This window comes from Nostoc sp. LEGE 06077, from assembly GCF_015207705.1.
In the GTDB taxonomy this organism is placed as follows: Bacteria; Cyanobacteriota; Cyanobacteriia; order Cyanobacteriales; family Nostocaceae; genus Nostoc_B.
This window is the reverse complement of record NZ_JADEWI010000038.1, coordinates 1-13,884: the sequence shown is the minus strand read 5'-3', so window position 1 is coordinate 13,884 and position 13,884 is coordinate 1. Positions and strand designations below refer to the sequence as shown.

Below are 13,884 nucleotides of genomic sequence, written 5' to 3'. Positions count from 1 at the left end.
TCTTCTTCTCCTAACGTAGAATGCCAAGGACTGAGAAGTTTTAATTTATATTTTTTTTATAATCATTGCTGTCAATCTTATATCTAAAGAGGTGTCTTCACAATCCTCTAAAGAAATAAACAATTGGCAAGTCAGGATTCCGTAATTGTCCAGTAAATAAGTTTAACACTCAGCGCTATCACTATAATAACGATCTACGATATTACCTTGAGAAGTAACATTTTTCCATTAAATACCCAATGCTAAACATTCCTCAACTATTAGCAACTGAACTAGACCTTAAACCTTATCAGGTGCAGAACGCGCTGGAACTTTTGGCGGAGGGTGCAACAGTTCCGTTTATTGCACGTTACCGCAAAGAGCGCACTGGAGAAATGAATGAAGTGCAATTGCGGGATTTGTTTGATAAGTACAATTACTTAACAGAAATAGAAGCCAGAAAATCAGTAATTTTAAATGCGATCGCCGAACAAGGTAAACTCACTGATGAGTTGAAAACACAAATTATCTCTTGTCAACAAAAAACTGAACTTGAGGATTTATACCTACCATATCGACCAAAGCGCCGCACTCGCGCCACAGTTGCGAAAGAAAAAGGATTAGCACCTCTGGCAGAGTTCATCAAATCGCTGAATATTAAAAATGGTATAGCTGCATCTTTAGAAACAGAAGCCAGCAAATATATCTCGGAAGAGAAAGGCGTAAAAACGGCAGATGAAGCCCTCAAAGGTGCAGCAGACATCCTCGCAGAAGCCGTAGCAGAAACAGCGGAACTCCGGGCTTATTTACGCGACTACCTTTTAGACGCAGGAGTTTTTGTTTCTCGGATTAAAGATGATTATCCTGAAGGTACAACGAAATTTGAGATGTACCGCAACTATCAAATCAAAGTCAAAAATATTGCTCCCCATAATATGTTGGCATTGTGTCGTGGCGAAGCTGAGGGAGTATTAAACTTTGAGATTAACTTTGATGAAGATTATGTGCTTGGTTATCTTGAATCTCAGGTAATTCACACTAAAGTCAGAGCAATTCGGGATTTTTATCAGCTGATGCTAAAAGATGCGTTTAACCGTCTGATGAAAACTTCTTTAACAGGAGAAGTAATTTCTACCAAAAAAGATTATGCAGATATAGAATCTATCAAAACCTTTGAAACCAATCTGCGGGAGTTATTGCTATCTGCACCAGCGGGAATGAAACCCACTTTGGCAATAGATCCGGGATTTAGAACTGGATGCAAAGTAGCAGTTTTAGATGAAACAGGCAAATTTTTAGAGTATCAGGCTGTTTTTCCTCATCAAGCAGCGGAACAACGCACCAAAGCTGCACAAACAATTAAAAATTTGATTGAAAAATACAAAATTGAGCTAGTAGCTATTGGTAATGGTACAGCTTCGCGGGAAACCGATGAATTTGTAGTGCAAGTATTACAAGCTGTAGACCGTAAACCAATTAAGGTAATGGTAAATGAATCTGGTGCATCGATATATTCTGCCAGTAAAGTCGCCTTGGAAGAATTTCCCGATTTAGATGTGACAGTGCGGGGTGCAATTAGTATCGGTCGCCGTTTGCAAGACCCCTTAGCGGAATTAGTCAAAATTGATCCGAAATCAATTGGCGTGGGACAATATCAGCACGATGTTGATCAAAAGTTATTGAAGAAGAAACTTGATGATACTGTAGAAAGCTGCGTCAACTTTGTGGGTGTAGATTTAAATACAGCTTCTAAAGAACTTTTAACTTTTGTGTCTGGGATTACAGCCGCAGTTGCTAATAACATTGTCAGCTATCGCAATCAGAATGGAGCTTTTAAAAGTCGCCGCCAACTGTTGAAAGTTCCGAAGTTAGGGCCGAAAGCTTTTGAACAAGCCGCCGGATTTTTGCGGATTCGCAATGGCGATCATCCTTTAGATAATACAGCGGTGCATCCTGAAAGTTACTCTGTGGTGGAAGCGATCGCATCTGACCTCAAAGTACCATTAAACCAAGTTAGTCAAATTGCGGAAAAACTCAAAAAAATCGAGCTAAAAAAATACGTCACCGACACCATTGGTGAACCTACCCTACGCGACATTTTCCGCGAACTGGAAAAACCCGGACGAGATCCCCGTGCCGAGTTTAAGTATGCCACCTTTCAAGAAGGCATCAAAGAAATTAGAGATTTACAAATCGGGATGGAATTAGAAGGAATAGTTACCAATGTGGCGAATTTTGGCGCATTCGTCGATATTGGCGTACATCAAGATGGTTTGGTGCATATTTCCCAACTCGCCGATAGATTTGTAGATGACCCTAAGCTCATAGTTAAGGTGGGACAAGTTGTTAAAGTGAGAGTTCTGGAAGTGAACGAGAAATTAAAACGGATTAGTTTATCAATGAAAGCAGCCAAGCAATGAAAAGTGCTGAGTAACCGCTATGGTGTACATACAAATATTCGTGTGTTGCATCTGTCCCGCCTCGGAATGAATTCCGAGTCTCATAGCGCAAGTCATCTTCAGATGACTCAACTAAAAATATATCCAGTCCACGCTTTGTGGACTTTGGCTATGAGCCTGGAACTTTAGTTCTAGGCGGGATGTGGTTGAACATGAAAATTTTTGACTTGTGTGTACACCGTAGCTTTACCTAACAGGGAAGGGGTTGGGGGTTAGGTTTGAGAGAAAGTTTTACACTGCGTGACTTCTAAATTATGTTTCAAGCAGTACCCTTAAACACTCGTTCAGCGGGGCCAGTCATATAAATTCGGTCATCTATTTCTGACCATTCAATTTCTAAGCAACCTCCTGGTAATTCTACAGTCGCAGCGCGATCGCATTTGCCAGTTAATACCCCAGCGACTAAAGAAGCACAAGCACCTGTACCACAAGCTAATGTAATTCCTGCGCCTCTTTCCCATACCCGCATTTTCAGGTAGTCACGACTCACCACTTGAATAAATTCGGTGTTGGTTCTTTGGGGAAAAACAGAGTGATGTTCAAATTTTGGGCCGATGGTTTCTAAAGAAATCGCCGCTACATCTTCGACAAAAGTGATGCAGTGGGGATTCCCCATACTCACACAGGTGACTTCCCAAGTTTGTCCAGCGACTTCCAGGGGTTGATTAATCACTTTAGCATCAGCCTCGCCCAAGGTAGTCGGAATTTCGCCAGCTAGTAGGTGAGGTAAACCCATATCCACCTTGATTTGACCATCGGGTGTTAGCTGGGGTGTAATTGTCCCCGCTAAGGTATGAATGCGATATTTATCTTGAGTGCGAGATATACCTTCTAAGTCGGCGAGAAACGCCGCTAAACAGCGAATCCCGTTACCACACATTTCCGGTTCTGAACCATCGGAATTAAAAATCCGCATGGTATAGTCAGTACCGTTTTTGCCGGGTAAAGCAAAAATCACACCATCTGCACCAATGCCAAAGTGGCGATCGCACCACTCAATTGCTTTCTCTGGTGTTAGTAGTGGCGTGGCTGACGCGCGATTGTCAATTAAAATAAAGTCGTTTCCTAGACCGTGATACTTAGTAAATTCGATTGCCATTTTTCCAATGATGAATTATCAATGATTAGGAAAGTATGAAGTGTGAAGTATGTAGACACCCTTTGGGTGGCTTGCCGTAGGCTAGGATGAAATTTTATCCTTCATAATCAATAATTCATACTTTACAACTCCTTACAGAAAACATTTTTTATTGTGCATAAACCATCCCCAAACATGGCGACAACTGATTTTGATACGTCACTGCCAAGCATTCGCCAAGTGCAGAACCTGATTAAACAAGCCGCATTAGTTGAGTTCAAACTGGTGACAGGCGACCTGTTGACAGGTAAGGTTTTATGGCAAGACCCAGGTTGTGTTTGTATTGCCGATGAAAACAACCAGCAAACAACCATTTGGAAACAAGCGATCGCCTACTTCAAACCCAAAGTTTAATCCTCCAGGCTGTTCCGATGAAAGAGAGACTAGAGGTTAGAGAGTAGTAATTTTACTCAGCACTCAGCACTCAGCACGGGCTAAACGCCCCGCTACCGCTAACAGCACTTTCAAGGCAGAAACTCTTTCAGTTTTTGTGCTTCATTCGCTTTGGCGATGGGGATAGATAAAGGCACTTTGTTGGCTGGGGCGAATAAGGGTTGTAGTTGGTTCAGACTGGGTAAGCTACCACATAATAATACTTGGTCGCCAACTCTGAGTTCTGTTTTGTCATCAGGGCGGCGAATAAACTTACCATCCCGCCGCAGTGCTTGCACCTTGACTGATGGCTCATGATTTTGCAAGTCAGCCAGGGTTTTACTGTCAACGGGAGAATCAGCCTCGACAGCTATCCACTGACAAGCACTATTTTCTCCAGGAACGGCTATCTTACCTTGAGCAAATTCTTCTAAGGCGGCTAGTTCCTCAGATGCACCAACGACCAACAAGCGATCGCCTTCCTCTAATTTAGTTTGATTATTAGGATAGTCAATTTCTGTCCCATTAGCGCGGCGAATCGCCATCAAGCTTACCCCTGTTAGATAACGCATATCTGCTTCTTCTAAGCTCATCCCAATCAAAGGTGAAGTAGAAGGTACAGGAAACCAACGCCGATTTAAATCACGGGTTGCTTGGTGTAAATCACGGGAAACCTCATCAGCCGAACGTTCTGGGCGCAAATCCAAGTAATGATCGTTGCGGATTTGCTGCATTTCTCGCTGGACGATAAATGGTGAGAAGCCTAAGTCGTTTAATAAATAAGTTGCCATTTCTAAGCTGGCTTCAAATTCTGGTTGAACAACTTCCCTCGCCCCTAATTGATAAAGCACTTCAATATTTTTATCTTGGGTAGCGCGGACAACCAAATTTAATTCTGGATGTAATTCCAAAGCGCGTTTCAGGCTGAGGCGCGTACTCATGGGGTCAGGAAGTGCGATCGCCATTCCTTTAGCATGGTTAACACCTGCGGTTTCTAAAACATGAAAACTTACGCAGTTACCATACACATAAGGCACTCCCGCATCCCGCAACTGCTGAATTCGACTTTCAGATTGATCTATAACTACTATAGGTAAGTCATGCTGTTGCAATAACTTGACCAAATTCTTGCCCACACGCCCATAGCCACAAACAACTATATGGTCTTTTATGGGTAATTCGTCCGATACATCTCGTGCTTCAGCTTCCCCAGCTAAATAGGGTTTTAGCCAAGGCATGGATTCGGCAAAGTTAAACAAAAATGGTAGTAGCCGCAACACAAAAGGGGTCAAAATCAGGGTAACGGCTGTTGTTCCTAAAATTAATAAATATATCCGTCGGGATACTAACCCTAGTACTTGTCCTTCACTGGCGAGAACAAAGGAAAATTCCCCGATTTGTGCCAGTCCCAACCCAGCAATTAAGGCCGTTTTCCACGGGTAGCGGAACAGTCTGACTAAAGGCGTAATAATCAAAAACTTCCCGACAAAGACCAACGCCACTAACCCTAAAATTAATTCCAGATTCTGCCACAAAAACACCGGGTCAATCAGCATCCCAATGGCCGCAAAGAATAAACTGGCAAAAATATCTCGTAGTGGTTCTACATAAGTCAGAGTTTGGTCGGCGTATTCCACCTCAGAAATCATCAAGCCAGCGACGAACGCCCCCATTTCAATTGACAAGCCCAAATACTCTGTTAATAGAGCAATGCCTAAGCAGAGGGCTACTACACCGAGTAAAAATAGTTCGCGGCTTTCCGTGCGGGCTAACATTCGCAATAATGGCGGGATCAGCCAAATGCCTGCCACTACTGCCCCAGCGGCAAATAAACCAATCCGTACCAAGGCTGTTAATACTGCTACACCAATAACTTCTGCTGGTGCGTGCAGGGCGGGTAATACAGCCAGCATCAGCCCTAAAGCCAAGTCCTGCACTACCAAAATCCCCAGCATTACCTGCCCGTGGGGCGTTTCCGTTTCATTACGCTCCATCAAGCACTTGAGGACAACGGCGGTGGAAGATAAAGAGAGAATAGACCCCAAGAATACACCTTTGGCGGGTAAACTACCCCAAGCTCCCGTTACGCCACACACCACAACTGTGACTAAGATTGTCAAGGCGATTTGCAGTCCACCTCCACCAAGGGCGATCGCTTTTACTTTTTTTAATTCAGAAAAAGAAAACTCCACGCCCAAGGCAAATAAAAGGAAGGCAACCCCAAATTGTGCCAAGGTCTCTACTTGAATAATTTCTTTAATCAGCCCTAGCCCCGCAGGCCCAACAACCATTCCACCGATGAGATAACCCAACAGCACAGGTTGTTTTAACAGGGATGCTAACAGTCCCCCACAGGCTGCGACTCCCAAAACTAATACTAAATCGACAATTAATCTAAAATCTTCCTGCACAATCTTTAAAAAGAACTATTAAGACCTGTTAACTTCAGCATACAAATTTTTATCTATCTAGGGGTTAAATTGTTGGTATAGAGGCAACAAATTTGTGCTTTCTTCTTGAAATTGCTCAATTACAACTTGTAAATAGACTTACATAGTTCATCGTTAGTAACTACTTACCACGAATTTGTATCCGAATGTAAAGATGAGGCTAATTGCTGTTACTTTAGCAAGCAAAAATACTTACTTGGCAAGATGACACTAAGTAATATAAGTGTAAAAACATACTTGCATTAAATTAGAACCAATAGTCTACTAGAAAAATCGCCCACTTAGATGTAGGTTGGGTGGAGGAACAGAACCCAACATCATCTAGACTTTGTTGGGTGACGCGATCGCTACAACCAACCTACTATTCTCTTGATTTTTTTACCATGAAAACTCTCGATAGCCAACATCACAAAAGAGATTTTATCTGGCTAAAAATTCTGGTTATTTGTATCTTGTTGCTGGGAATTTATTTCCGTTTTGCTAATCTTGATCACAAAGTTTATTGGACAGATGAAGTTTATACATCGTTATGGCTTTCTGGTCATTCCACTTTAGAAATTATCGAAAAGTTTTATAATGGTGCAATTGTCAATATTGACATATTGAAAGAATATCAACAGGTAAATATTGACCAAGGTATCAATAGTGCAATTACTCGGTTAGCTTTAGAAGACTCTCAACATCCACCACTATATTATTATCTTGCTTGGTTATGGTCAGCTTGGCTTGGTAATTCAGTAGCTATAATTAGAAGCTTATCTGCCATTATTAGTGTATTTTCTTTAGTCGGTATATATTATTTGTGTCAAGAATTATTTAAGTCGAGATTAACAAGTTGGATATCTATATCACTAATAGCCATCTCACCGTTTCATATATTATATGCTCAGGAGGCTAGAGAATACAGCCTCTGGACATTGAGCATTCTAATTTCTAATTATTCCCTACTACTGGCTTTAAGAAAAAAGACTTTTTTTAGTTGGGTGATTTATACAATTACACTCATTTTAAGTTTTTACACATTTTTGTTCTCAATCTTTGTGCCACTTGGGCATGGAATTTATATATTAGTAATCAATAGTTATAAACTAACTAAGACATTAATTGCTTATATATTATCTTTGATGGTAGCCATTATAGCTTTCTTGCCTTGGTTGATAGTTATTTACCAAGGCAAAATGTCTGGCAGAATTCAACGATTAGATTGGATTACAGAACCGACTAGTTTACCAGCTTTAATGGGTAAGTGGCTGCTGAATATCACCCGGCTTTTTCTCGATTGGATGAATATTAATGAAAATACATCAATTAAAGCAATCGTTTGGTTGATACCACTTACTTTGGCATTACTAATTTTAATTGGCTATGGATTCTACTATCTCTGTCGTTCAACGCCTAAAACTACGTGGCTATTTCTACTCACTTTTACTTTCCCAACAGCGATCGCATTAATAATCCCTGATATTCTCTTTGGTGGTAGACGTTCGGGAGTTGCGAGATATTTGATACCGACATTTTTAGGAATTCAATTAACTATAGCTCATTTGTTGGCAAGTAAATTAGTCTTAATTCAAAGTCTAAAATGGCAAAAAATCTGGAGATTAATTACTATTTTTGTAATTTCTTGTGGTGTTATATCTTGTGTAATTATTTCTTCGGCTGGGATTTGGTGGAATAAAGGTGCGGCAAATAATTTAAGGTTAGATCAAGTTGCAACTGTCCTCAATCAAACTCTCCAGCCTGTAGTAGTGAGTGATGCGAAATTTCCCTATATTTTAGGACTAACTCATCTACTTAATTCAGATGCGAGTTTTCAACTAACGACTCAGCCTCAAGCGTTGGTGATTCCCAAAAAGCAAGATAGTTTATTTTTGTTTTATCCATCAAGAAAGTTATATAAATATCTCAGAGTTAGCTATAATCTAGAACCTCTTTATCTAGGGAAAAATCCAGTTTTCGGTTTATGGAAGTTACAAGCGGTTAATCAGCGCAATTGACAATCAGGTGTGTTAAAGCATCGATAATGCGATCGCTCTCCATTGGCATAATATTTTTACCGTGCATAATCTCCTGTGTAATCACAAAATGCACTAATGAACCAATGAGTATTCTCGCTGTGGCTTCTGGGTCGGGGATGTTTAATTCGGCACAAGAGGCTAAATATTTACTGATAGTCTCAATGGCGGGTTTGGCAATACTAGCAATAAACACCTGTGCTAATTCGGGAAATCGCGCTGACTCTCCCATTAGCAAGCGTTCAAATGCTTGATATTCTTGGTCATTCACCATCTGATCTAATGCTGTTTTGGCTAACCGCCGCAGCACAACATAAGGTTCTCCGTAGAGGGGTTGTGTCCCCAAAATTGAATGAAATCGCTTTCTTGCCAGTTTTTCGATTAATGCCCGAAATAACCCTTGTTTATCTTGAAAATGGCTGTATACCGTGGCTTTAGAAACGCTGGCTGCTTCTGCCACTTTATCCATACTCGTAGCAGCATAGCCATGAGCAAGAAACTCCTGCATTGCCCCTTGGAGAATCTTTTCTACTTTATCTGTTGAATTTGAACGGTCAATTTCCCCCGCTTTTGGGCGTGCCATTTTTCAATATTCCTTATCTTGTAATCTGTCTTAAGAATTTCTGTAGCTGTAACACTTGAGTCGAAAGCAAGTCTGGCAATGCTCTTAAATAGTAAATACTTTTTGGCTATGGCTTGACTAAACTACTCGGTTTAGTATAATCCTAATTATATAACTATACGGTTTAGTTTTGTATTTCCCGCTTCATTGTTCTCTTATAACCGTTGAGCATCTACGTCCAAACTGGGTCAAGACATTTACCAAAATTCTATTTTTCCCGCATTTGAATCAACCAATCTGGAATGGTTTCAAAGGTATGCTATCGTGCAAAACTCAAAGCTAGGCAGGCCGATATCTCGTCAGTCTATTTTCCGTCCACCCTTTTTTATCGCCACTATTGTATCTTTAACCGTAATTGGCAGTAGTATTTTTACTGTATTAAAATTTCGGGAAGCGGCTAATCAAAGGGCGCAAATTCCAGCAGTACTGTTGCCAGAAATTAAAACAGTCACAGCTTTGGGGCGAATTGAACCAAAGGGAAAAGTTATACAACTCTCAGCTTCGACATCAACTGAAGTTAATCGAGTTGAACAATTATTAATTAATGAAGGGGATAAGGTAAAAGCAGGGCAAATAATTGCCATTTTAGATAATCGCGATCGCTTAGAAGCAGCATTTAAAGAAGCACAAGAACAAGTCAAAGTCGCCCAAGCGAATTTAAATCGCACTCAAGTAGGGGCAAAACGCGGGGAGATTTCCGCCCAAACAGCAAAAATTGCCAGTCTAGAAGCAGAACGCCAAGGAAATATTGCTTCTCAAGCGGCAACTGTTGCCCGTTTACAAGCCGAAGTCGAAAACGCTGTCATTGAAAATAATCGTTATCAAATTCTGTTTAAAGAAGGTGCAATTTCGGTTTCTCAACGAGATAGTAAACGCTTAAATTTAGAAACTGCCCAAAAAACACTCCAAGAAGCCCAAGCCCAGTTAAAACGCATTCAAACATCTAGTCAGCAACAACTTAAAGAAGCCACAGCTACTTTAGACCAAATTACCGACGTGCCGAAAGTCGATGTGGAAGTTGCCCAAGCCGAAGTGAATCGTGCGATCGCCACAATGAATCGGGCTAAGGTAAATTTACAACAAGCTTATGTGCGATCGCTCCAAGATGGTCAAGTATTTGAAATCCACACCCAGCCAGGGGAATTAATCGGTAACGATGGCATTGCGGACATTGGACAAACCAGCCAAATGTATGTTGTCGCAGAAGTTTACGAAAGCGATATTGGCAAAGTCAGCCCAGGACAAAAAGTGCAAATAGTCGGTGATTTTTTGCCTATTGAATTGCAAGGAACAGTAGAACGCAAAGGCTTGCAAGTGCGGCGACAAAATCTAGTCAATAGTGACCCTCTAAGTAATATTGATAACCGAGTAGTCCAAGTACATATCAAACTAGATCAAGCATCCAGCCAAAAAGCCGCCACTTTGAGTAATTTGCAAGTCAAAGTGGTAATTCAACGTTGATTGCTGTTTGTCATTGGTCATTTGTCCTTTGTTATTGGTCAAAAAATACCATAGCAATTCCCCAGCAGATGAAATACACCCCACTCGCGCTGTCGCGCACCCTCCCCAGGGCTACGGTGTACACAGAAATATTCGTGTAGTGCATCTGTCCCGCCTCGGAATGAATTCCGAGTCTAATAGCATAAGTCCTCTCAAGAGGACTCAAAAATAAATTGATTCCAGTCTACTTCAGTAGACTTTGGCTATGAGCCTGGAACTTTAGTTCAAGGCGGGATACGGTTTCAGACTGCAAATTTCCGATTTGTGTGTACACGGTAGCCTTGCCAAAAGGAGGGTTGGGGAGGGGTAATTTTGTACCTCACCAGAGATGGAAACGCTATATTTCTTTATACTCAGTACTCAGCACTTAATTTATGATGTGGCTTATCAAACAAATCCAGCGACGCACACCTTTAGGGTGGCTGCAACTGAGTCATGAAAAAAGTCGGCTGTTGGTAGCATTATCAGGCATTGCCTTTGCGGATGTGCTGATGTTTATGCAGCTTGGCTTTGAGACTGCATTGTATGACAGTAACACAAGACTGCATCGAAGTTTACAAGCAGATATTGTGTTACTCAGTCCTCAAGCCCGAAACCTGCAAAGTATGTCTTCGTTTTCGCGGCGACGCTTGTACCAAGCGATGGATGTACCTGGGGTCAAGTCAGCCGAACCAATGTATTTTAGTAACAGTATTTGGAAGAATCCGCAAACGCGGCGCGAGACTGGGGTGTTAGTAATTGGGTTTAATCCCAATAAGCCAGCCTTTGATTTAACCGATGTCAACCAACAATTGCAGACGATCGCCTTACCTGATAATGTTCTGTTTGACCGTGGTGCTAGAGGCGATTACCAAAAAGCGATCGCCCAAATTGATCAAGGTAAAATCCTCACCACAGAAATGGAACGACGCACCATTAGAATTAGTGGATTATTCCAAGTTGGTGCGTCTTTTGGGGCGGATGGTAGTCTGATGACTAGTGATCAAAACTTTTTGCGAATCTTTCCCCGACGACAGTCAAGTAGTATCAGTTTGGGCTTAATTAAGGTACAACCTGGCTATGATGCAAAACAGGTAGCAATGGCATTGAAAGCACACCTGAGAGATGATGTCAAGGTGCTAACTCATGCCGAATTTATTGAATTTGAGAACAACTTTTGGCGAACAAATTCACCCATTGGATTTATTTTTAGTCTGGGTGTCTCAATGGGATTTGTGGTTGGGGTAATTATTGTTTACCAAGTGCTTTCGACTGATGTTAATGCCCATATTAGGGAATATGCGACCTTTAAAGCTATTGGCTATCGCAATTACTATTTACTCAGTGTAGTTTTTGAAGAGGCATTAATTTTAGCACTACTAGGTTTTATTCCCGGTGTAGCCGTATCATTGGGACTTTATCAGCTAACCCGCGCCGCGACAAATCTACCAATGTATATGACTTTAATTCGGGGATTACAAGTAATAATTCTCACTTTTATGATGTGTGCAATTTCCGGGGCGATCGCTACTCGTAAACTGCAATCTGCTGATCCTGCGGATATGTTTTAAAATATTTCCGTTAAATCCAAAACAAATCCGGGTAAAACATCCTCTCCCGATAAAGTTTGCGGACTTTGCAAAATTTCAACTTCTTGATTGGGGCGATAAATTTCTACCTGCTGCTGTTGACGATTAATTAACCATCCCAATTTTGCGCCATTATCCATATATTCTCTTATCTTGGCGCGTGTCTTTTCTAGGGAATCACTGGGAGAAATTAATTCAACCACAAAATCAGGACATAAAGGCGCAAATCTTTCTTTTTCAGCTTGAGTCAAAGTGTTCCACCGTTCTATTTTCACCCAAGACGCATCAGGAGAACGTTCTGCACCGTTAGGAAGTTTGAATCCAGCCGAAGAGTCAAAAGATTTTCCTAGCTGATTCTGGCGACTCCAAGCTCTTAACTGATAAGTTAGATCGGCATTGTAGTAACCAGTTTCGCTTCCTGTCGGTGGCATAATAATTAATTCCCCTGTAGCTGTCCGCTCAAATCTCAAGTCACGATTATTTTGACAAAGTTGAAAAAACTGCTCGTCAGTTAAGTCAATATTTAGTTCGAGGGGAGCAGGTAAACTGACGGTGTTAGTGTTCATATTATCTGTATAAAGAACAGCAATATATAGCAATCCGATTTGATTTCTGAACTTACTCGTGAAGCTAGGGAACAGGGAAGCGAAACTGTACTGAGTTTTTTCAAAAATCAACTAGGAGTCCTATATTTTTCAATTTTAGTATCGTTTGTGCAGCGATCGCCTCACTTGTTGCAACAGCGTCACACACTCGAAAGATACTGAGAATTTCTCATTAAATTACGACTTACTAATGAATCACACACCCATTATTTCCATTGATAATCTCAATCACTACTTTGGTCATGGGCCACTGCGTAAGCAAGTATTATTTAAAATCAACTTAGAAATTAACGCTGGTGAAATTATTATTTTGACAGGCCCCTCCGGTTCTGGTAAAACTACATTGTTAACCTTAGTTGGTGGGTTGCGCTCTCCACAGTTTGGCAGCTTACGGGTTTTAGGACAAGAACTTTGCGGTGGTACCGCTGAACAATTAGTGCAGACACGCCGCCATAACGGTTATATCTTTCAAGCACACAACCTGCATGGTAGTTTAACAGCCGTGCAGAACGTCAAAATCGGTTTAGAGTTACACCAAAATATTAGCACTCAAGAAATCCAAACTCGCTCAACCCAGATGTTAGAGCAGGTTGGTTTGGGGAATCACCTACATTACTATCCTGATAAACTCTCTGGCGGACAAAAACAAAGAGTGGCGATCGCCCGCGCCTTGGTGAGTTATCCCCAAATTGTCTTAGCGGATGAACCTACCGCCGCCCTTGATAGTCAGTCAGGTCGAGATGTGGTGAACCTCATGCAAAAACTCGCCAAAGAACAAGGCAGTACCATCCTCATGGTGACTCACGACCATCGAATTTTAGACATTGCCGATCGCATTGTGCAGATGGAAGATGGCAAACTAGTGCAAGCAGTCAAGATGTGAAAATATTCATATATTCGTCGCGTGTTTGCAATATTGTCGTCACAACTGTATGTGATATTAAATGATGTATTTGGTTACAAAATGCTTTTTTTTGGGTATAAGGTAGGGCTTCCTACCTTTTTTTATTTATAGTAGGGGACAGGGAATAGGTGACAGGTAACAGGTGATACCAATTCACGAAAAACATGATAGAAATAGTTAAATCAGAAATATGAGCAGACGTTCATGGCAGGAGTCACCAAAGTAAAAATAAAAGAGTCAGCCGAGGAATTACGTGAGCGGCTGAGAAAACA

The 13,884-nt window shown here is 41.3% G+C and carries 10 protein-coding genes; 6 read left to right on the top strand and 4 right to left on the bottom strand.

Annotated elements, in window-relative coordinates; all coding sequences use genetic code 11:
* The first annotated feature begins 239 nt into the window (after positions 1-239).
* Positions 240-2,399, top strand: a complete 2,160-nt coding sequence (locus tag IQ244_RS21235; RefSeq protein WP_193897757.1) for a Tex family protein — start codon at positions 240-242, stop codon at positions 2,397-2,399.
* 298 nt (positions 2,400-2,697) lie between these two features.
* Here the strand turns inward: IQ244_RS21235 and dapF are convergent, their stop codons facing one another.
* A complete protein-coding gene (dapF, locus tag IQ244_RS21230) occupies positions 2,698-3,537 on the bottom strand; it encodes a diaminopimelate epimerase (RefSeq protein ID WP_193897755.1) in 840 nt (279 codons plus the stop codon).
* 174 nt (positions 3,538-3,711) lie between these two features.
* Between dapF and IQ244_RS21225 the strand changes: the two genes are divergently transcribed.
* The gene (locus IQ244_RS21225) at positions 3,712-3,930 is read left to right on the top strand and encodes an Hfq-related RNA-binding protein (RefSeq protein WP_193897833.1); all 219 of its coding nucleotides are present in this window, start codon (positions 3,712-3,714) and stop codon (positions 3,928-3,930) included.
* Positions 3,931-4,040: 110 nt separating this feature from the next.
* Here IQ244_RS21225 and IQ244_RS21220 read toward each other — a convergent pair whose 3' ends face one another.
* Positions 4,041-6,359, bottom strand: coding sequence for a cation:proton antiporter (locus tag IQ244_RS21220; protein WP_193897753.1), 2,319 nt, complete (start codon positions 6,357-6,359; stop codon positions 4,041-4,043).
* Positions 6,360-6,694: 335 nt separating this feature from the next.
* Between IQ244_RS21220 and IQ244_RS21215 the strand changes: the two genes are divergently transcribed.
* A complete protein-coding gene (locus tag IQ244_RS21215) occupies positions 6,695-8,395 on the top strand; it encodes a glycosyltransferase family 39 protein (RefSeq protein WP_193897751.1) in 1,701 nt (566 codons plus the stop codon).
* Here the strand turns inward: IQ244_RS21215 and IQ244_RS21210 are convergent.
* Positions 8,379-8,996 (bottom strand): TetR/AcrR family transcriptional regulator, encoded by a 618-nt coding sequence (locus IQ244_RS21210; protein ID WP_193897749.1) that lies wholly within the window; start codon positions 8,994-8,996, stop codon positions 8,379-8,381. The two genes, IQ244_RS21215 and IQ244_RS21210, sit on opposite strands and share 17 nt — an antisense overlap.
* 303 nt (positions 8,997-9,299) lie before the next feature.
* Here IQ244_RS21210 and IQ244_RS21205 point away from each other — a divergent pair, with 303 nt between their 5' ends.
* Complete coding sequence (locus IQ244_RS21205) at positions 9,300-10,496, top strand: ABC exporter membrane fusion protein (RefSeq protein WP_193897747.1); 1,197 nt, start codon at positions 9,300-9,302, stop codon at positions 10,494-10,496.
* 413 nt (positions 10,497-10,909) lie between these two features.
* Positions 10,910-12,085, top strand: coding sequence for an ABC transporter permease DevC (gene devC / locus IQ244_RS21200; protein WP_416209788.1), 1,176 nt, complete (start codon positions 10,910-10,912; stop codon positions 12,083-12,085).
* On the opposite strand, the gene IQ244_RS21195 is transcribed toward devC, so the two are convergent.
* The gene (locus IQ244_RS21195) at positions 12,082-12,669 is read right to left on the bottom strand and encodes a Uma2 family endonuclease (RefSeq protein ID WP_193897745.1); all 588 of its coding nucleotides are present in this window, start codon (positions 12,667-12,669) and stop codon (positions 12,082-12,084) included. The two genes, devC and IQ244_RS21195, sit on opposite strands and share 4 nt — an antisense overlap.
* 229 nt (positions 12,670-12,898) lie before the next feature.
* Between IQ244_RS21195 and IQ244_RS21190 the strand changes: the two genes are divergently transcribed.
* Positions 12,899-13,591 (top strand): DevA family ABC transporter ATP-binding protein, encoded by a 693-nt coding sequence (locus tag IQ244_RS21190; RefSeq protein ID WP_193897744.1) that lies wholly within the window; start codon positions 12,899-12,901, stop codon positions 13,589-13,591.
* Positions 13,592-13,884 lie beyond the last annotated feature (293 nt).

Bases quoted from the DNA above. Each gene is read 5' to 3' on its own strand.
- IQ244_RS21190 (WP_193897744.1), top strand. From the start codon at position 12,899: ATGAATCACACACCCATTATTTCCATTGATAATCTCAATCACTACTTT.
- IQ244_RS21195 (WP_193897745.1), bottom strand. From the start codon at position 12,669: ATGAACACTAACACCGTCAGTTTACCTGCTCCCCTCGAACTAAATATT.
- IQ244_RS21225 (WP_193897833.1), top strand. From the start codon at position 3,712: ATGGCGACAACTGATTTTGATACGTCACTGCCAAGCATTCGCCAAGTG.
- IQ244_RS21235 (WP_193897757.1), top strand. From the start codon at position 240: ATGCTAAACATTCCTCAACTATTAGCAACTGAACTAGACCTTAAACCT.
- IQ244_RS21210 (WP_193897749.1), bottom strand. From the start codon at position 8,996: ATGGCACGCCCAAAAGCGGGGGAAATTGACCGTTCAAATTCAACAGAT.
- devC (WP_416209788.1), top strand. From the start codon at position 10,910: ATGATGTGGCTTATCAAACAAATCCAGCGACGCACACCTTTAGGGTGG.
- dapF (WP_193897755.1), bottom strand. From the start codon at position 3,537: ATGGCAATCGAATTTACTAAGTATCACGGTCTAGGAAACGACTTTATT.